At 66.1% G+C, this 18,554-nt stretch carries 16 protein-coding genes; 11 read left to right on the plus strand and 5 right to left on the minus strand.

Translation table 11 applies throughout. From position 1 onward, the window contains the following. Positions 1-52 precede the first annotated feature (52 nt). Positions 53-1,003, minus strand: coding sequence for an AEC family transporter (locus ACT2BZ_RS20725; RefSeq protein ID WP_457941396.1), 951 nt, complete (start codon positions 1,001-1,003; stop codon positions 53-55). Between the two features lie 158 nt (positions 1,004-1,161). Here ACT2BZ_RS20725 and ACT2BZ_RS20730 point away from each other — a divergent pair, with 158 nt between their 5' ends. The 6 genes from ACT2BZ_RS20730 to ACT2BZ_RS20755 all read left to right on the plus strand — a co-directional run bounded on the left by ACT2BZ_RS20730 (position 1,162) and on the right by ACT2BZ_RS20755 (position 6,794). Then, the gene (locus ACT2BZ_RS20730) at positions 1,162-1,710 is read left to right on the plus strand and encodes a histidine phosphatase family protein (protein WP_457937394.1); all 549 of its coding nucleotides are present in this window, start codon (positions 1,162-1,164) and stop codon (positions 1,708-1,710) included. 191 nt (positions 1,711-1,901) lie between these two features. Further along, a complete protein-coding gene (locus tag ACT2BZ_RS20735) occupies positions 1,902-2,183 on the plus strand; it encodes an acyl carrier protein (protein WP_457937396.1) in 282 nt (93 codons plus the stop codon). Between the two features lie 34 nt (positions 2,184-2,217). Next, positions 2,218-3,408, plus strand: a complete 1,191-nt coding sequence (locus ACT2BZ_RS20740) for a beta-ketoacyl-ACP synthase (protein ID WP_457937397.1) — start codon at positions 2,218-2,220, stop codon at positions 3,406-3,408. Positions 3,409-3,428: 20 nt separating this feature from the next. Beyond that, positions 3,429-4,700: a beta-ketoacyl-ACP synthase gene (locus ACT2BZ_RS20745; RefSeq protein WP_457937398.1), complete on the plus strand. Its 1,272-nt coding sequence runs from the start codon at positions 3,429-3,431 to the stop codon at positions 4,698-4,700. Between the two features lie 37 nt (positions 4,701-4,737). Further along, positions 4,738-5,766 (plus strand): zinc-binding dehydrogenase, encoded by a 1,029-nt coding sequence (locus tag ACT2BZ_RS20750; RefSeq protein WP_457937399.1) that lies wholly within the window; start codon positions 4,738-4,740, stop codon positions 5,764-5,766. A gap of 14 nt (positions 5,767-5,780) precedes the next feature. Beyond that, positions 5,781-6,794 carry a lipid A biosynthesis lauroyl acyltransferase gene (locus ACT2BZ_RS20755; RefSeq protein WP_457937400.1) on the plus strand — a complete coding sequence of 338 codons (1,014 nt, stop codon included), beginning with the start codon at positions 5,781-5,783 and terminating at the stop codon, positions 6,792-6,794. Positions 6,795-6,830: 36 nt separating this feature from the next. On the opposite strand, the gene ACT2BZ_RS20760 is transcribed toward ACT2BZ_RS20755, so the two are convergent. The 4 genes from ACT2BZ_RS20760 to ACT2BZ_RS20775 form a co-directional block, all read right to left on the minus strand. Next, positions 6,831-7,754, minus strand: coding sequence for a dimethyl sulfoxide reductase anchor subunit family protein (locus tag ACT2BZ_RS20760; protein WP_457937401.1), 924 nt, complete (start codon positions 7,752-7,754; stop codon positions 6,831-6,833). Position 7,755: 1 nt separating this feature from the next. Beyond that, positions 7,756-8,523 (minus strand): 4Fe-4S dicluster domain-containing protein, encoded by a 768-nt coding sequence (locus ACT2BZ_RS20765; RefSeq protein ID WP_457937402.1) that lies wholly within the window; start codon positions 8,521-8,523, stop codon positions 7,756-7,758. Further along, the gene (locus ACT2BZ_RS20770; RefSeq protein ID WP_457937403.1) at positions 8,520-11,369 is read right to left on the minus strand and encodes a molybdopterin oxidoreductase family protein; all 2,850 of its coding nucleotides are present in this window, start codon (positions 11,367-11,369) and stop codon (positions 8,520-8,522) included. The genes ACT2BZ_RS20765 and ACT2BZ_RS20770 overlap by 4 nt, the downstream gene beginning before the upstream one ends. 138 nt (positions 11,370-11,507) lie before the next feature. Further along, positions 11,508-11,939, minus strand: a complete 432-nt coding sequence (locus ACT2BZ_RS20775) for a L,D-transpeptidase (RefSeq protein ID WP_457941397.1) — start codon at positions 11,937-11,939, stop codon at positions 11,508-11,510. Between the two features lie 199 nt (positions 11,940-12,138). On the opposite strand from ACT2BZ_RS20775, the gene ACT2BZ_RS20780 reads away from it, so the two are divergent. The 5 genes from ACT2BZ_RS20780 to ACT2BZ_RS20800 all read left to right on the plus strand — a co-directional run bounded on the left by ACT2BZ_RS20780 (position 12,139) and on the right by ACT2BZ_RS20800 (position 18,532). After that, positions 12,139-13,416, plus strand: coding sequence for an acetylornithine deacetylase/succinyl-diaminopimelate desuccinylase family protein (locus ACT2BZ_RS20780; protein WP_457937404.1), 1,278 nt, complete (start codon positions 12,139-12,141; stop codon positions 13,414-13,416). A gap of 118 nt (positions 13,417-13,534) precedes the next feature. After that, on the plus strand, positions 13,535-15,016 hold the full coding sequence (locus ACT2BZ_RS20785; protein WP_457937405.1) for an ABC transporter substrate-binding protein: 1,482 nt from the start codon (positions 13,535-13,537) through the stop codon (positions 15,014-15,016). A gap of 86 nt (positions 15,017-15,102) precedes the next feature. Then, positions 15,103-16,050, plus strand: a complete 948-nt coding sequence (locus tag ACT2BZ_RS20790) for an ABC transporter permease (RefSeq protein WP_457937407.1) — start codon at positions 15,103-15,105, stop codon at positions 16,048-16,050. Beyond that, on the plus strand, positions 16,047-16,913 hold the full coding sequence (locus ACT2BZ_RS20795) for an ABC transporter permease (protein WP_457937408.1): 867 nt from the start codon (positions 16,047-16,049) through the stop codon (positions 16,911-16,913). Before ACT2BZ_RS20790 ends, ACT2BZ_RS20795 begins: the two co-directional genes overlap by 4 nt. After that, entirely contained in the window at positions 16,910-18,532 is a 1,623-nt protein-coding gene (locus ACT2BZ_RS20800) for an ABC transporter ATP-binding protein (RefSeq protein WP_457937409.1), read from the plus strand. Before ACT2BZ_RS20795 ends, ACT2BZ_RS20800 begins: the two co-directional genes overlap by 4 nt. The last annotated feature ends 22 nt before the right edge of the window (positions 18,533-18,554 follow it).

Consider the following 18,554-nt stretch of genomic DNA (forward strand, 5'->3'; position numbering starts at 1 on the left):
GCATTCGCTCAGCCGTCGGCTGGTCCAGCCCAGCTGCCGACCGTTTTCCCGGCTAGCCGAAAACCATCTGCGCGATGGAAAGCCAGAACGCCGTGGTGACAACCGCGCAGGCCGTAGCGATCGTCATCTGGTTGGAGGCGAGTGCCTGACCGGTGCCGAACTGCGTCGCAATCAGGTAGGAATTCACGCCTGAGGGCAATGCCGCTGCGGCGACGGCCACCTTGGCCGTCAGCGGCGGAAGTCCGAACAGCAGCGCCGCAACCAGCGCCGCCGCAGGCATCAGCCCGAGCTTGATGGCAGACAGCGCCAGCGCGGGGCCGACATTGCCGGTGATGCCGAATTTCCTCAGGCTGAGGCCGACGGCAAACAGCGCGAGCGGGCCGGCAATGCCGGCCAGCGCATCGACCAGCCGCGAGGCAAGCCCGGGCAATGGCTGGCCGGTCAAGCGCCAGGCGAGGCCGAGCAAGATGCCGATCACCAACGGGTTTCGCGCCATCCGACGCAGAAAGTCGCGGATCAGAGGCAGAGGCTCGACCTTCTTCGACCTGTCGTGGCTGAAGATGGCAAACAGGATCATCGACGCCATGATCAAAGTCGGCAGGTGGACGGCGATGAGCAGCGAGAGGATCTCGAAGCCCTCCTGCCCGAAAAAACCAAGCGACAGCGGAATGCCAAGGAGCACGAGGTTTGAGAACGCCGAGGAAACACCGCCTACGACACCCGCCTGCGAGTCGCGCCCGAAGATCCGCGTGGTGACCAGATGGCCCGCGGCCCAGGCGACGGCGACGGCGGAAAAATAGGCCAACCAGAGCGCCCAGGGTGCCGAGCCGTGGAAATCGGCGCCGATCATCGTGCGAAAGAGCAGCAGGGGCAGCGCGATGCCGACCGCAAACTGCGTCAGCGCGTCGCCGGTCTCGGTCTTCAGATAGCCGGTCAGGCCCGACAGGTAGCCGAGCGCGATGAGTCCGAAGACATAGAGGGAGGTTTCCAGAGCGGGAGACACACATGCCTGATAGGCCACGGCGGCGGACCGCGCAACGTGGCGAAGACGCGCGATTGAAGAAAAAGCACGACCGCCGCGGCACAGGCGCGCATTCGGCACGGCTTGCCTTTCATGCGCCATTCACATCCCTATATTGTGGAACTCAACAAGGCTCCCGCATGCTTCGCATCTCAACGCTCCTGCTCCTGATCGCTCTGACCGGCGCGGCACAGGCGACGGAGTCCGGCTGGGCCCTGTTGCGCGAAGGCGGCCACGTCGTGCTGATTCGCAGTGCCATGGCCCCAGGCACCGGCGAGCCGCACAATTTCGAGATCGACAAGTGCCGCACCCAGCGAAACCTTTCCGAGCGCGGCCGCCAGCAGGCGCGCAAGATCGGTGCGCTGATCGCTGCGCGTGCCGCCCCCGTGGAGCTCGTGCTGACCAGCCGCTACTGCCGCACCCGCGAGACCGCGCGTCTCGCCTTCGGCGACAGCGAGGACTTCACGCCGCTTGATCCGCCATCCGAGAACGAGGACGAGCGCGCCGTTCAGATCGAGGCCATCCTGCAGGAAATCCGGGATTATTCAGGCTCGGGGAACCTCATTCTGGTCACCCACCTCGAAACGATCAAGGCGCTGACCGGGGAACCGGCGCGCGAGGGCGAGGCGGTCATCGTTCGGCCGGACGAGGAAAAGCTGCACATTCTGGGGCGCATCATCTTCAATTGAGGCCGTCTGGCGACACGTCGCGGTCGGCTGGCCGACAGGCAAATTCCGCCGGGTCCGGCGGCCAGGCAGGGCCGCCACCGGCGATGCGTGGCGCCGCGTCGGGCTGCCGCTCTTTTCATGGCAATCAAAACCGATTAGACAGCCGACAACCACCGGGCGGCTAGCCGCGCCGCGCAATTGAAGGAACCACCGTGCCAACCACATTCGAGAAAGTCGCCAAGATCATCGCCGACACCAGCGAGATCGACATCGCCACCATCACCCCCGAGAGCCACACGATCGACGATCTGGGCATCGACAGCCTCGATTTCCTCGACATCGTCTTTGCGATCGACAAGGAATTCGGCATCAAGGTTCCGCTCGAGAAGTGGACCCAGGAGGTCAATGACGGCAAGGTCTCGACCGACGAGTACTTCCTGATGAAGAACCTCTGCGCCAAGATCGACGGACTGGTCGCGGCGAAGACCGCCTGATCCGGCCAGCCGCTTGAACGACACCCGCAAGCCCATGAAACCGAACGACGTCGTCATCACCGGCATCGGCCTCGTCTCCTGCCTCGGCGAGGGCGCGGAGGAGCATTGGCGCAAGCTGACTGCCGACGAGCCGGCGCCGGTCATGGATGCGGAGCGCTTCGCGCCCTACACGGTGCATCCCCTGCCCGCCATCGACTGGGGCCTGCAGATCGCCAAGCGCGGCGACCAGCGCCAGATGGAGACCTGGCAGCGGCTCGGCACCTATGCCGCGGGCCTGGCCCTCGACGATGCGGCGGTCAAGGACGACGAAGCGCTGTGCGCGACCATGGACATGGTCATAGCGGCAGGCGGCGGCGAACGTGACGAGGCGGTGGACGCCGCAATCCTGGCCGCATCTGAAAACCGTGCGGACCAGGGCGTGCTGCTCAACGAGCACCTGACCACCGAATTGCGACCCACGCTCTTCCTGGCGCAGCTGTCGAACCTGCTCGCAGGCAACATATCCATTGTTCACAAGGTCACCGGATCCTCGCGCACCTTCATGGGTGAGGAAGGTGCCGGCGTCTCGGCAATCGAGACGGCGGCCGCGCGCATCCGGTGCGGACAGTCCACTCATGCGCTGGTCGGCGGCGCCTTCCAGACCGAACATCCCGACATGCTGCTCGGCTACGAACTCGGCGGCTACCTGCATCGCGGGCCCTGGAAGCCGGTATGGCAGCGCCAGGGATCCGAGGGCGGCGGCGTTGTCACCGGATCAGGCGCGGCCTTCCTCGTGCTTGAGTCGCGCCAGCATGCGCAAGAGCGCGGCCGCAAGGCCTATGCGCGGCTTGGCGCGGTCAGTTCCGGCCGCTCGCGGCGTTCGACCACCGACCTTCAGGCCGAGATCGCAGCGCTTGCCGAAAAGACCGGCGTTTCCGGCAATCCCCTGCTTGCCGTTTCCGGCGCTTCGGGTGCCCACAAGGCGACGGCAGCCGAACTTGCCGCGCTGGGCGCCATGACCGGCATCGGCTTGCGCGCGTTTGGCACGCTGACGGGCCACATGAAGGAGGCACAGTTCCCCTTCGCCGTGGCGCTCGCGGCACTTGCCGCTCACAACAAGGCGGCTTACCCGGCCTTCGACCGGCAGGCAGAGACGGCTTTCGCCGGCTCCACCGACACCGTGCTTGCAACGACGGTCGGCTATCACCAGTTTGAGGGAATGGCGCTCGTCCACGCTGCGGACTGAGCCGAACCTGGGACAAGATCATGGCTAGCATGACAGACCATCTCGGCAGACCCATCGTGGTCGTCACCGGCATCGGTGTCGTCACCTCGCTCGGTGCCGGCAAGACCGACAACTGGGCTGCACTTACGGCCGGCCGCTCGGGCATCCATCCGATCACCCGCTTCCCGACCGATCTTCTGAACACCCGGATCTCCGGCACGGTCGATTTCCTTCCGTCGAGCGACAAGGGCGCGAGCTCGCTGACCTACGAACTCGCCGAGATGACCGCGCACGAGGCGATTGCCGAGGCCGGCTTCGACACCAGGAACTTCGGCGGCCCGCTGTTTCTGGCCTCGCCGCCGGTCGAGCTGGACTGGCGAGAGCGTTTCTCGCTTTATGCCGCCGGCAGCAACGAGACAGGTCTCGAACGGCTGCTCGAGGTGGCGCGCGGCCTCAATGCGCTCGATGTCTTCCAGTCAGCGCAGTTCGGGTCTATCGCCGACCGCCTGTCCGACAGCCTCGGCGCGATTGGCCTGCCGATCACGCTCTCCACCGCCTGCGCCTCGGGCGCCACCGCCATCCAGCTCGGCGTCGAGGCCATCCGGCGCGGCGAATGCGAGCGCGCGCTGTCGATCGGCGCCGACGGCTCGGTGACCGCCGAGGCGCTGATCCGCTTCTCGCTGCTTTCGGCGCTGTCGACCCAGAACGATGTGCCGGAGCGTGCCTCAAAGCCCTTCTCCAAGGACCGTGACGGCTTCGTTATTGCGGAGGGTGCCGGTGCGCTGGTGCTGGAATCGCTCGAAAGCGCGGTGAGCCGCGGCGCCACCGTGCTCGGCGTGCTGCGCGGCTGCGGCGAGAAGGCCGACGATTTTCACCGTACCCGCTCGAAGCCGGACGGCTCGCCGGCGATCGCCACCGTGCGCGCCGCTTTGAAGGATGCCGGCATGTCGGAGGGCGAGATCGCCTACGTCAACGCGCATGGCACCTCGACCCCCGAAAACGACAAGATGGAGCATCTTTCGCTGTCGACCGTCTTCGGCGAGCGCATCCGCGACGTCCCGGTTTCGTCCAACAAGTCGATGATCGGTCACACGCTGTCTGCGGCAGGCGCCGTTGAGGCCGCCTTCTCGCTGATGACCATGCGCGAGGGTGTCATCCCGCCGACCATCAACTACGACAATCCAGACCCTGCCATCGACCTCGATGTCGTGCCGAACATCAAGCGCAGCGCCGACATATCGAGCACCATGTCGAACTCATTCGGCTTCGGCGGTCAGAACGCCTGCCTTGTCTTGACGCGGGAACCCGTCTAAGCGAACGCCAAACCGTTCGAAGGGACCATTCCTGCCAATGCGTGCACTGCAACTGATCGAGGACCGTCGGCTCGAGACGGTCGAGGTCGCTCCGCCGCCTGCCCCCGCCCTCGGCGAGGTCACGCTCCGCATCAAGGCGGTGGCACTTAACCACATCGACGTCTGGGGCTGGCGCGGCATGGCTTTTGCCAAGCGCAAGCTGCCGCTGACGATCGGCGCCGAGGCGTCTGGCGAAGTCGACGCCGTCGGACCGGGCGTGACCGGGCTGGTGCCCGGCCAGCTGGTGTCGATCTATGGCGCGCGAACCTGCGGCCTCTGCAAGCCCTGCCGGGAAGGCCGCGACAATCTCTGCGAGCACGTTGCCGGCGTTCACGGCTTTCATCTCGACGGCTTCGCGCAGGAGAAGATCAACCTGCCGGCGCGTCTGCTCGTTCCCGCTCCGTCCGGCGTTACTCCCATCGGCGCGGCCGTCGCTCCCGTCACCTTCGGCACGGTCGAGCACATGCTGTTCGACAATGCCAGGCTGCAGCCGGGCGAGACGATTCTCGTCCAGGCCGGCGGCTCGGGCATCGGCTCGGCCGCGATCCAGCTCGCTAGGAAGATGGGCTGCACGGTGATCACCACGGTCGGATCCGACGACAAGATCGAGCGCGCCAAGGCGCTTGGCGCCGACCACGTCATCAATTACCGCGAGGACCGCTTCGAGGGCGTCGTTCGCAAGCTGACGAAGAAGAAGGGCGTCGACGTCGTCTTCGAACATGTCGGCGCCGACACCTGGGCCGGCTCGATGCTCTGCATGAAACGCGGCGGCCGGCTCGTCACCTGCGGCTCGACCTCGGGCGTGTCGACGACCATGAACCTGATGCAGCTCTTCCAGCAGCAACTGAAGATCTTCGGCTCCTTCGGTTGTCGCATGGAGAACATGGCCAACGCCATGCAGAAGATGGCCGCCGGCCTCGTCGCGCCGGTGATCGATACCGAAGTCGACTTCGACGGCATCGGCGCTGCGCTGCAGCGCATGGAAAGCCGGGACGTCTTCGGCAAGATCATCCTGCACGTCGGCTAGGGGCGGCCGGGGCTTTGACGGGCAAGAAGTACTCGCGCATCCAGTTCATCCTGTGGCGGCACGTCATCCCCCGCCTGCGGTTGTTCAACTACTGGATCATCGCGCGTTTCGCGATGATGGCCCTGTGGCTGCTCAGGCGGCTGCCGGCCGACCAGGCGCTGGATTTCTCCGCCCGCATCGCGCGCCGCATCGGTCCCCTGTTCGGGCGCCACCGCACCGCCGTCGACAACCTGCGCCATGCCTTTCCCGAGAAGGACGACGAGGAGATCGAAAAGATCGCGCACGACATGTGGGACAACATGGCGAGGCTCGCCGCTGAGTACATTTTCCTCGACGCGCTGTTCGACTTCGATCCGGACAATCGCGAAGCCGGGCGCATCGAGATCGTCGGCGAGGAACGCTTCCTGAAGATCGCTGCGGAGGAGCGGCCGCATATCCTCTTCACCGCCCATCTCGGCAATTTCGAGCTGCTGCCGATCGCAGGCGCCGTCCACGGCATGAAGCTGACCGCGCTGTTTCGGCCGCCCAACAACCCCTACATCGCCGACTACATCCTCTCGACGCGCCAGTCGAAGATGGGCGAGTTGCTGGCCTCCAGCCACGGCGCCGCCTTCGCGCTCGCCGCCACGCTGGCGAAGGGCGGCAATATCGGCGTTCTGGTCGACCAGAAATTCAGCCGCGGCCTGCCCACCGAGTTCTTCGGAAGGCCCTGCGAGACCAATCCCATCGTGCCGATGCTGGCGCGCCGCTTCGACTGCGACGTCTATCCGGCGCGCTGCACCAGGCTGGCGGGCAACCGCTATCGGCTGGAAATCGAGGAAAAGCTCGACCTGCCGCGCGACGTCGACGGTGACATCGACATCGGCGAGTCGACGCAATTGCTCAACGATGTCGTCGAACGCTGGGTGCGCGAGGACCCAGGCCAGTGGATGTGGTTCCACAAGCGCTGGGTGCTGAGCGGCAGTGCCGTTTCCGAGCGCAAGCGTCAGCGCGCCGTCAAGCAGGCGCGGAATGCCGCTGGCTCCTAGACGGGGCACCAGTTCTGACCGGGCCGCGCAAATTCGCTAGCCACCGTAATAGTTCATCACCGCGTGACGCGCCTCGGCGAAGAACAGCCAGCGCTCGACCAGCATGCCCGTGGCATGCGAGGCAACGGCGAGCAGCGCGACGGCGACTGCCGCCCCCTGTGCCGGTCCGGCCGCCAGCAGGCCGACCAGCAGGGCCGCCGGCACGAGCCCGCCGAGCCCGAGCGACAGCATGGCAAGCTTGGCCGCATGCTTGCGCGCTACTCTGAAGCCCATCTCGCGCGTGAGATAATTGTCGTTGATGTGCGGGCGCTCGAAGAGCCGTACCTTGCCTATGAAGCCGAGCCCCGTCGCCGTCTCCGGCGTCGAGATCGGCCGCAGCCTGTTCATGCGGTTACGCCAGGCGAGCTTGGCCGCCCAGGCAGCGGCCAGGAAGACGAGCGCCAACACGGCGGGGAGCGTCACAGCGCCGCCCCCGGCCGCCGCAAACAGCGTCGCCAGCGCGAAGCCACCGGCGAGGCTGAACAGCAGGTAGCAGAGCGGCGTGAGCGGCGTGTGCCACGTCTGCACCGACTTCAGCGAGGCGTAGATCATCGCCGTGCAGTAGACCGTCACCAGTGACAGGGAAGCGCCGGCCAGCCCGAGCGCCGGGACGTAGCGACCCTCGAAGAGAGCCAGCCAGGCCGAGGCGGCAAGCGGCAGGAAGGTGAGGACCGCCATCACGCCCTCGCGCGACAGCCAGCTCGAGCGCCATTGCGAAAAGGCGCGCCAGGCGCGCTGCGGATTGCCGAGATGAAGCGTCGAGGAAGCGAGGCCGGCGGCTATCAGCCCGAGCGCCAGGACATGCGCGACCCTCGTTGCGGTCGCCATCGGGTCGAGCAGGCCGAGTCCGAGCGCCACGGCCAGCCCGTAGCCGAGGCCGGAGACCGTCGTGAAAACGATGATGGAAAGCGCCGGATGCACGTCAGAGCTTCTCCAGCACGCCGTCGAGCCAGGCAAAGAAGCCGGTCGCGCCGTCGGTGTTCTCGGCAAGCAGCGCCTGTTCCGAACCGGCGCCGAGCGCCCGGCGCGGGCGCGGCGGCAGGTACTTGTTGACCGGCCGCGTCCCCTGCTCCGGCATCAGGTCGATGCCGCCGCGCGCCGCGACCATAAGCGACACCTCGGATTGCGGATCGGCAAGGTCGCCATAGTGGCGCGCATTGGCCGGACAGGTCCTGACGCAGGACGGCACCCGGTCGATCTCCTGGATCGTCTCGTTGTAGATGCGGTCGACGCAGAGCGTGCACTTCTTCATCACGCCGGCGGCGAGGTCCATCTCGCGCGCGCCGTAGGGGCAAGCCCAGGCGCACAGGCCGCAGCCGATGCACATGTCCTCGTCGACCAGCACGATGCCGTCCTCGGTCCGCTTGTAGGAGGCGCCTGTCGGGCAGACGGTGACGCAGGGCGCGTCGTCGCAATGCAGGCAGGACTTCGGGAAATGCACGATGCGCGCTTCGCCCGCCTCGCCGACGATCTCGCCGCCTTCCGGGATCACCTCGAAGGAGTGCACGCGGTTGAGGAAAGTGCCGGACACGTCGGCGCCGTAAGGATCCTGGTCCGAAAGTGCTGCGCCGTAGCCGCCGGTGTTCCACTCCTTGCAGCTGACGACGCAGGCATGGCAGCCGACGCAGACGTCAAGGTCGATGACCAGGCCGAGCTTCCTGACGGGTTGTGCAGCCGGAAGCGACGTCATTTGGTCCACTCCTGGCCATAGCGCAATTCGTCCGGATGCCCGCGCCGGCCGCCGGGCTCCGCCATCGCCGGGAAGCGCGGTTCGCTCGTCTCGCCGGGTCCGGCCTTCTCGATGCGCACCCGAAGGTCGTACCAGGCGGCCTGTCCGGTCACCGGATCGGAATTCGACCAGCGCAGCCCGTCGCCCTTCGGCGGCAGCAACTCGTGGATCAGGTGGTTCATCAGAAAGCCCTTGCGGGCCTCCGGCACGTCCGTGTCCAGCGACCAGGCGCCCTTGCGCTTTCCGATGGCGTTCCATGTCCAGATCGTCGAGGCGTTGACCGCGTCCATCCGCGCGATCTCCACCTTGATGCGGCCATGGCTGGAGATCAGGTGAACCCAGTCGCCGTCCTTCAGCCCGTGCCGGTCGCAGATCGGGCCCGGCACATAGAGCGGGTTCCTGGTGTGGATCTGGCGCAGCCAGGCGTTCATCGATCCCCATGAATGGTACATCGCCGCCGGCCGCTGGGTTATCGCGTGATAGGGAAACTGGTCACGCTCGACGGCGGCTTCCTCGAAGGGGCGGTACCAGTCGGGCAGCGGGTCGAAACTGTCGCGGATGCGTTGCCGGTGCGTCTCAGGCGCTAAGGGTTCGCGCAGCCCCTCGGCCGACAGGCGGAATTTCTGCAGCGTCTCCGAATAGAGCTGGAACGTCACCGGCTGCGGCGTGTCGAAGAAGCCCATACGCACGGCAAAGTCCTGGTAGTTCCGGTTGGCGTGCTTGAAAAACTGCGCCTCGAGCGGAATGTGCGCCGAGAAGAACGAGCCGTTCTCGATGTAGCGTTTCAGTTGATCGGGGTTGGCCGCCCCACGGCCTGTCCTGTCGCCGTTCGCTCCGCGAAAGCCGGCGAGCGGCCCGATGCCCGGCCGCCGTTCGTGCCGCACGATGTAGTCGGCATAGTCCTTGTAGATGCTGTTGCCGCGCTGATCGACGAAGCCCGGCAGCTTCAGCCGCGCGCCGAGGTCGAGCATGACGCTTTGAAACCCGCGCACGTCGCGGTCGGGTTCGACGACCGGCCAGCGGATGGCATCCTGCACCGCGTCGGGCTCGGAGATCGGCCGGTCGAGCATCGAGATGCAGTCGTGCCGCTCGAGATAGGTCGTGTCGGGCAGAATCAGGTCGGCATAGGCCACCGTCTCGGAGGCATAGGCGTCCGAGTAGATGATCTTCGGGATTTTGTACTCTCCCGTAGCCGGGTCCTTGTCCTCCAGCATGGCGATGACGCCAGCCGTGTTCATCGACGAGTTCCAGGCCATGTTGGCCATGTAGAGGAACAGCACGTCGATCGGGTACGGGTCGCCAGCATGCGCATTGGCGATGACCATGTGCATCAGCCCGTGCGCAGATATGGGCGCGTCCCAGGAGAACGCCTTGTCGATGCGCTGCGGCTTGCCGTCGGCGTCGACCAGCAGGTCCTCCGGTCCGCGTGGAAAACCGAGATGCGGGCCCGACAGCGGCTTGTTGGAACCGAAATGCTCGGCCTTGCCGTGCGGCGTCGGATGCGCCTCGAGCGGCTTGGGATAAGGCGGCTCGAAGCGGAAGGCGCCCGGGCAGTCGACGGCGCCGATCAGCACCTGCAGCATGTGCAGCGCCCGCGCCGTCTGGAAGCCGTTGGAATGGGCCGACAGGCCGCGCATGGCGTGGAACGACACCGGCCGGCCGACATAGCCGTCATGGCGCTCGCCGTTCATGTCGGTCCAGGGCTGTTCGATGAAGATCGCCTCGTCGAAGGCGGCGCGCGCGATCTCGGCCGCGAGGCCGCGAATCGTCTCGGCGGCGACGCCGGTTTCAGCGGCGACCGCCTCGGGCGCGTATTTCTCGTCGAGATATTTGTCGGCCAGCAGCGCGAAGGACGGCGTTACCGCGCGGCCGTCCTCCAGCGTGTAACGGCCAGACAACGCGGGCCTTGCCCCGGCGGTCCCTTTCGGAACCACCCGCTCGGTCACCGTCTCGAAGACCAGCGGTTTACCGTCGGCGTCGCGCGCGAACAGGCCGTGTTCGGAAGTCCCCGGCGCGTCGATCACCAGCCACGGCGCGTTGGAGTAGCGCATCAGATAGTCGACATCGATTTTGCGCGCCTTGAGCAATTCATGCACGACCGCGAGAATCAGCAGGCCGTCGGTGCCTGGCCGGATGCCGATCCAGTTGTCGGCGACGGCCGAGTAGCCGGTGCGCACGGGGTTGACCGAGACGAAGCGCGCGCCGTTCTTCTTGACCTTGGCGATGCCCATCTTGAGCGGGTTGGAATCGTGGTCCTCGGCAACGCCGAACATGATGAAGAGCTTGGTGCGGTCCCAGTCGGGCGCGCCGAACTCCCAGAAGGCGCCGCCGATGGTCATGATGCCGGCTGCCGCCATGTTGACCGAGCAGAAGCCTCCATGCGCGGCGTAGTTCGGCGTGCCGAACTGCTGCGCCCAGAAGCCGGTCAACGACTGCGACTGGTCGCGGCCGGTGAAGAAGGCGAGCTTTTTCGGGTCGTCGGCGCGCACCTCCGACAGCCATCCGGTGGCGATGCCGAGTGCTTCTTCCCAGGAGATTTCCTTGAATTCACCGGAGCCGCGCGGACCTGTCCTGAGCAGCGGCGCCCGCAGCCTGGCGGGCGAATAGTGCTGCATGATGCCGGCCGAACCCTTGGCGCAGAGCACGCCCTTGTTCACCGGGTGGTCGCGGTTGCCCTCGATGTAGCGGATCTTGCCGTCCTTGATGTGGACGTCAATGCCGCAACGGCAGGCGCACATGTAGCAGGTGGTCTTGCGGACCTCGTCCGATACCGGTCTGGACAATTCGACGCGCGGCTTGGACTTCATCGGCCAAAAGGACTCCCTGCAAGAGTCCTAGCCGCGCGATCACGCAAAGGAAATGCTTGCCGCCGCCAAATCAGCGCTTATTCGGCTGGGCCACGCAAGGGCCAGTCCCGCGCCGGCTTGCGGCGCGGGATGCCGACGTCAGTTGACGACCGTGATCCGTGTGTTGCCGGCGCCGATCTGCTTGACCAGCGAATAGAACTGCGCGGCATTCGAGGTGTGAAGGCGCACGCAGCCATGCGAGGCCGGACGGCCGAGGTTCTTGACTGCGCCCGTGCCGTGGATGGCGTAGCCGCCATGATAGAAGACCGAATAAGGCATCGGCGACATGTCGTATTTGCGCGAGTACCACATGCGGTGCAGGCGTGTCGGCCGCCAGGTGCCGCGCGGCGTGACATAGCCCCGGCGAGCGGTGGAAACCTTCCACTTGTAGATGACGCGTCCGTATTTCTTGACGGTCATGGTCTGGCTCGAAACATCGATTCGCGCCTCGAGCTTCGCAGCCCACCCCTGGAGGGTCGTCCCGAAAAGCATAGCTGCAAACGCCGCCAGAATGAGAATCGGCTTTTTCATCATTGCCCCCTTTTGCCCGCTTTTGACCTGATCGTTGTTTTATGACGTAAGGTGAGCCTGATTACACGCTTCAGGTAAGGGTTTTCCGAAGCCGGTCCTGAAAATTTGAACAAATTCACGTGATAGTTGCAGCGCCGCGTCACCAGGATGTGGACCTGCCACCTTGCCAAGCGCGACCCGAGCCTGCTCAATTCCCGGCATGGAACAGAGCATCGCCAGCAGGATCGACACGCGCAGCGACGAACTCGCCGCGCTGACTGCCGACCTCATCCGGTTTCCGACCGTCAACCCGCCGGGCGATGCCTACAGGCCGTGCGCGGAGTACATCGCCGGGAGGCTTAGCAAGCGCGGTTTCGTCATCGAGTTCGTTCGCGCCGAAGGCACGCCCGGCGACAGCGACCGCTACCCGCGCGTCAACATGGTGGCGCGCATCGAGGGAAGCCGCGCAGGCCCGACGGTCCATTTCAACTCGCATATCGATGTGGTGGAAGCCGGCGAAGGCTGGACCGTCGATCCGTTCGGCGGGACGATCGCCGACGGCCGGGTCTACGGCCGCGGCGCCTGCGACATGAAGGGCGGGCTCGCCGCCTCGATCGTCGCGGTCGAGGCCTTTCTGGAAAGCCGGCCGGACTTCCCGGGCGCGATCGAGATTTCAGGCACCGTCGACGAGGAATCGGGCGGCTTCGGCGGTGTCGCCTACCTCGCCGCCAGGGGTTATTTCTCGAAACCCAGGGTAGATCACGTCATCATTCCCGAACCGCTCAACAAGGACCGCATCTGCCTCGGCCATCGCGGCGTCTGGTGGGCCGAGATCGAGACCAAGGGCGAGATGGCGCATGGCTCGATGCCCTTCCTCGGCGATTGCGCCGTGCGCCACATGGGCGCCGTGCTGCATGCCTTCGAGGCGGAGCTCTATCCGGCGCTCGACCGCAAGCAGACGCGGATGCCTGTCGTGCCAGAGGGCGCGCGCCGCTCGACGATGAACATCAACGCCATCCACGGCGGCCAGACCGACGACTTCTCCGGCCTGCCCTCGCCCAACGTGCCCGATTCCTGCCGCATGGTGATCGACCGCCGCTTCCTGCTCGAGGAATCGCTCGGTGACGTGAAGGCCGAGGTGATCTCGATCCTCGACCGGCTGAAGGGGGACCGCGAGAAGTTCGACTACGCCATCCGCGACATCATGGAAGTGCTGCCGCTGATGACCGAGCGCGACGCGCCGGTCGCCTCGGCCATCGCCGAGGGCATCCGCGAGGTTTTCGGCCGCGACCCGGAATATGTCATCTCGCCCGGCACCTACGACCAGAAGCACATTGCCCGCATCGGCCACCTGCACGACTGCATCGCCTATGGTCCGGGAATCCTCGACCTCGCGCACCGGCCCGACGAATGGGTCGGCATTGCCGACATGGTCGAGTCGGCCAAGGTGATGGCCTTCGGACTGGAGCGCCTGCTCACCGGAAAGGCCGGCGCGTGACGCTGCGGCGGCCCGCGCGGAAAGCTGCGGTTCAATATCGCATTTGCGGGCGGGCTGATGTACTTCTTGCTCGATAAGCGTTCTCGTCCATGTGACCGTCAAATCCGGGAGTAGCCTCATGAAGCCGTGGAAATCCGTTCTCGCCGCCACCGCACTGGCCTTTGCATCGTGCACCGCGGCCTATGCTGCCCGGACCGACATCGTGCTCGGGGTACCGCTTGAGCCGCCGCATCTCGACCCGACGGCCGGCGCCGCGGCGGCAATCGACGAAGTGCTCTACGCCAACGTCTTCGAGGGCCTGACGCGGATCGGCTCGCGCGGCGAGGTAATGCCCGGGCTTGCCGAGAGCTGGACCGTTTCCGATGACGGCAAGACCTACACCTTCAAGCTGCACACCGGCGTCAAGTTTCACGACGGCACCGACTTCGACGCAGAGGATGTGAAATTCTCTCTCGACCGGGCCCGCGCGGAAGAATCGACCAATGCGCAGAAGGGCCTGTTCGCGGCCATCGACACCGTCGAGGTGATCGACCCCGCAACCGTTAAGGTGACGCTGAAGAACCCGCAGGGTTCGTTCCTCTACAATTTGGGCTGGGGCGATGCGGTCATCGTGGCGCCTGAGTCGGCCGAGACCAACAAGGAAAAGCCGATCGGCACGGGCCCGTTCAAGTTCGACAACTGGGCCAAGGGGTCGTCGATAACGCTGGTCAAGTCCGCCGATTACTGGGGCGAGCCGGCAATGCTCGACAAGGCCGAGTTCCGCATCATCCCTGATGCCGCGGCAGCCGTCCCGGCGCTGCTTTCCGGCGACGTGCAGGTGCTGCCCAACTTCCAGCTCGGCGACGCGCTGCCGCAGGTCGAATCCGATCCGCGCTTCAAGGTCGTCATCGGCGCGACCGAGGGCGAGACGGTGCTCTCCACCAACAACAAGAAGCCGCCCTTCGACCAGTTGAAGGTGCGCCAGGCGATTGCCCATGCGCTCGACCGGAAGGCGATCATCGACGGCGCCTCGGGCGGTCTCGGCGTGCCGATCGGCTCGCATTTCTCGCCTGCCAACGCGGCCTATATCGACCTGACCGGCACCTATCCCTTCGACCCGGCCAAGTCGCGCGAACTGCTCAAGGAAGCGGGCTTCGAGAACGGCATCAAGGCGACGCTGAAGCTGCCGCCCGTCGGCTATGCCCGCGACGGCGGCCAGATCATCGCCTCGCAACTGCGCGACGTCGGCATCGACCTCGAGATCATACCGGTCGAATGGGCCGACTGGCTGGCCCAGGTCTTCAAGGAGAAGGATTACGACCTGTCGATCGTCTCGCATACCGAACCGAACGACATCGATATCTATTCGCGCAAGGACTACTACTTCAATTACGACAACCCGGCCTTCGACAAGGTGATCGAGGAGCTCAACCTGACGTCGGACGACGCCAGACGCACCGAGCTCTACCATCAGGCGCAGAAGATCCTGGCCGACGACGCGGTCAACGGCTTCCTGTTCGAACTGCCGAAGATCGGCATCTGGGATGCCAAGGTCGAAGGCATGTGGGAAAATTCGCCGATCCAGGCCAACGACCTGACCAAGGTCAGGTGGGTAGACTAGACACCGTCCGGCGGCACGGATTTGCGTCCTTTCGCTGAGCTGCGGCCCCGGGGCGCTGATCCCGCCCCGGCGCCGCTGCCCTGCCCATGACCGCCTATCTCGCCAAACGCCTGCTGATCGGCCTGGCAACTCTGGTCGTCGCCTCGGTCGTCGTCTTCGCCGTGCTGGAGATCCTGCCCGGCGACCCGGCCCGGCTGATGCTCGGCATGAACGCCACCGAGGACGCCGTCTTGGCGCTGCGCAACGAGCTCGGGCTGAACCAGGGCATCGTCATGCGCTACCTCGCCTGGACCGGCGGGCTCCTGAGCCTCGACTTCGGGCGCTCCTACACCTATTCGGTCCCCGTCATCGAACTGATCCGCGAGCGCTCGGCAGTTTCGCTGCCGCTGGCGCTCATCGCGCTGGCGCTGTCGACCGCGATCGCCATTCCGGTCGGCGTCTTTTCGGCAGCCCGCCGCGGTCGTCCGGCAGACACCGTCGCCATGGGCGCCTCGCAGCTCGGCGTCGCAGTGCCGAATTTCTGGTTTGCGCTGCTGCTCGTCTACGTCTTCGCGGTCTGGCTGCGGCTGGTGCCGGCGGGCGGCTTTCCGGGCTGGGGCGCGGGTCTGTGGCCGGCGCTCAAGGCCCTGATCCTGCCGGCCGTGGCGCTCGCCCTGCCCCAGGCTGCGATCCTCGCGCGCGTCACCCGCTCCGCCCTGCTCGACGTGCTTGGCGAGGACTTCATCCGCACCGCGCGCGCCAAGGGCCTGCCCAGGCGCACGGTGCTGTGGCGCCACGCGCTGCGCAACGCCATGCTGCCGGTCGTGACCATCATGGGCCTGCAGTTCGCCTTCCTGCTTGCCGGCACGATCATCATCGAGAACGTCTTCTACCTGCCCGGGCTCGGCCGCCTGGTCTTCCAGGCGATCAACCAGCGTGACCTTATCGTGGTCGAGGGCGTCGTCATGCTGCTGGTCGCCACCGTGATCGTCGTCAATCTCCTCGTCGACCTATCATACGCCATCGTCGACCCGCGGCTGAGGCACCGGACATGAGCAACCCAGCCGCTTCCGGCCCAGCGTCCTCCGGCTTCCTCGCCCGCGCCTTCCGAAACCGGTCATTCGCCATCGGCTTCGCCGTCACGGCGATCGTCGCGGCAATGGCATTGGTTTCCTTTTTCTGGTCGCCCTACGACGTCACCAAGCTGATCGTTGCCGACCGCATGCAGCCGCCCTCTTCCGTGCACTGGCTCGGCACCGACCATTTTGGCCGCGACATGCTGTCGATGATCATGGTCGGCGCGCGCAACTCGATTGCGGTGGCGCTGGTGGCGGTCGGCATCGGCATGGGCATCGGCGTTCCGCTCGGCTGCTGGGCCGCGGCGCGCGGCGGCATCGTCGACGAGGTGCTGATGCGCTTCAACGACCTCGTCTTCGCCTTTCCGGCCCTGCTGTCGGCGATCATGATCACCGCCGTCTTCGGCCCGGGCGCGGTCAACGCCATCATTGCCATCGGCATCTTCAACATCCCGGTCTTCGCCCGTGTCTCGCGCGCAGGCGCTCTGGCGCTGTGGCCGCGCGAGTTCATCCTGGCGTCGCGCGCCGCCGGCAAGGGCAAGGCGCTGATCACCGTCGAGCACATCCTGCCCAACATCGCCAACCTGCTGCTCGTCCAGGGTACCATCCAGTTCGCGCTCGGCATCCTGGCCGAGGCCGGGCTGTCCTATGTCGGGCTCGGCGCGCAGCCGCCGATGCCGAGCTGGGGCCGCATGCTGTTCGACGCCCAGACGCGCATGATCGTGGCGCCCTATTTGGCGATCGTGCCCGGCATGGCGATCGTCGTCACCGTTCTCGGCCTCAACCTGATCGGCGACGGCATCAGCGACACGCTCGACCCGAAACTCAGGCGGCGGCCATGAGCCTGCTCGAGATCGAAAACCTGTCGCTCGACATCGGCACGCTGCCGATCCTCAAGAACGTCGACCTCGCGCTCGAGGCCGGCCAGGTGATGGGGCTGGTCGGCGAATCCGGTTCCGGCAAGTCGATGACGGCGCTGACGATCATGCAATTGCTGCCCGAGGCGGCGCGGGCAACGGGCAGTGTGAGCTTCGACGGGGCCGAGCTGCTTTCGGCGTCGGAAGAGCGCATGTGCGCGCTGCGCGGCGACGACATCGGCATGGTGTTCCAGGAACCGATGACGGCACTGAACCCGCTGAAAACCATCGGCGAGCAGGTCGCGGAAGGCATACGTTGGCACACCGGCTCCAACCGCAAGGACGCCGAGGCGCAGGCGCGGAAGATGCTGGAGCGCGTCGGACTGCCGGCCGAGCGGTTTCCGCTGTCGCGCTACCCGCACGAACTGTCGGGCGGCCAGCGCCAGCGCGTCGTCATCGCCATCGCCTGCGCGCTGAAGCCGAAGCTGCTGATTGCCGACGAGCCGACCACCGCACTCGACGTCGTGCTGCAGGCCCAGATCCTCGACCTTTTGCGTGACCTCGTGGACGAAGACCGCATGGGCTTGCTTCTCATCTCGCACGACCTGGCGGTGGTCACCGAGATGGCCGATCGCATCACCATACTGCGCAATGGCGAGGTGATGGAGGCCGGCGACACTGCCGAAACCCTATCGGCGCAGGTGCATCCCTACACGCGCCAGCTCGCCATGGCCTCCATGCACGTGCCGGAACGCGGCCGGACGCATATCGCCCTCGAGACAGGGCCGCTGCTCGAGGTGAAGGGCATCACACGCGACTATCCCGTGCGCCGCGACTCGCTGTTCCACCGGCCAAGGCCGTTCCGCGCGGTCGATGATGTTTCCTTCGCCATGGCGCCGGCGCAGTCGGTGGCGCTGGTCGGCCGTTCGGGCTGCGGCAAGTCGACGCTTGCCCGCATCATCCTGGCGCTCGACAAGCCGACCGCCGGAACGATTTCCTTTCGCGGCGACGAGATTACCGGCCGCGACCAGGCGGCGCTGCGCCCGGCACGGCGCGACATGCAGGTGATCTTCCAGGACCCCTACGGCTCCTTCGACCCGCGCCAGAAGGTCGAGAGGCTGGTCGCCGAACCGCTGCACCTGCTCGACAAGCGGCCGACGGCCGGCGAGCGGCGCGAGCGAGTGGCAGCCGCGCTGCACGAGGTCGGGCTGCAGCCGGGCGACATGGACAAGTACCCGCACGAGTTTTCGGGCGGCCAGCGCCAGCGCCTGTCGATCGCCCGCGCCGTCATCACCCGGCCGAAGCTGATCGTCGCCGATGAGCCGGTTTCGGCCCTCGACGTGTCGATCCGGGCGCAGATCCTCGATCTCCTGGCCGACCTCAACAGCAGGCTCGGCATCGCCTTCCTGTTCATTACCCACGACCTGACGGTCGCACGCGCCATTACCGACGAGGTGATGGTGATGGACGAAGGCAGGATCGTCGAGACCGGCAAGACCGGCGACGTGCTGTCCAGCCCGCAATCGGCGGCTGCAAGAGCATTGGTCGACGCGGCCCCCGACCTGCACCGGGCGATTGCGCACCGCATGCAGGAACAGGGTTGAAAGCACGCCCCAACTGAAAGGG

This window comes from Mesorhizobium sp. 10J20-29 (assembly GCF_054130485.1).

Excerpts from the sequence above, each read along its gene's own strand:
- ACT2BZ_RS20730 (WP_457937394.1), top strand. The coding sequence starts at position 1,162 with ATGCTTCGCATCTCAACGCTCCTGCTCCTGATCGCTCTGACCGGCGCG.
- ACT2BZ_RS20740 (WP_457937397.1), top strand. The coding sequence starts at position 2,218 with ATGAAACCGAACGACGTCGTCATCACCGGCATCGGCCTCGTCTCCTGC.
- ACT2BZ_RS20745 (WP_457937398.1), top strand. The coding sequence starts at position 3,429 with ATGGCTAGCATGACAGACCATCTCGGCAGACCCATCGTGGTCGTCACC.
- ACT2BZ_RS20750 (WP_457937399.1), top strand. The coding sequence starts at position 4,738 with ATGCGTGCACTGCAACTGATCGAGGACCGTCGGCTCGAGACGGTCGAG.
- ACT2BZ_RS20765 (WP_457937402.1), bottom strand. The coding sequence starts at position 8,523 with ATGACGTCGCTTCCGGCTGCACAACCCGTCAGGAAGCTCGGCCTGGTC.
- ACT2BZ_RS20770 (WP_457937403.1), bottom strand. The coding sequence starts at position 11,369 with ATGAAGTCCAAGCCGCGCGTCGAATTGTCCAGACCGGTATCGGACGAG.
- ACT2BZ_RS20775 (WP_457941397.1), bottom strand. The coding sequence starts at position 11,939 with ATGAAAAAGCCGATTCTCATTCTGGCGGCGTTTGCAGCTATGCTTTTC.
- ACT2BZ_RS20780 (WP_457937404.1), top strand. The coding sequence starts at position 12,139 with ATGGAACAGAGCATCGCCAGCAGGATCGACACGCGCAGCGACGAACTC.
- ACT2BZ_RS20785 (WP_457937405.1), top strand. The coding sequence starts at position 13,535 with ATGAAGCCGTGGAAATCCGTTCTCGCCGCCACCGCACTGGCCTTTGCA.
- ACT2BZ_RS20790 (WP_457937407.1), top strand. The coding sequence starts at position 15,103 with ATGACCGCCTATCTCGCCAAACGCCTGCTGATCGGCCTGGCAACTCTG.
- ACT2BZ_RS20795 (WP_457937408.1), top strand. The coding sequence starts at position 16,047 with ATGAGCAACCCAGCCGCTTCCGGCCCAGCGTCCTCCGGCTTCCTCGCC.
- ACT2BZ_RS20800 (WP_457937409.1), top strand. The coding sequence starts at position 16,910 with ATGAGCCTGCTCGAGATCGAAAACCTGTCGCTCGACATCGGCACGCTG.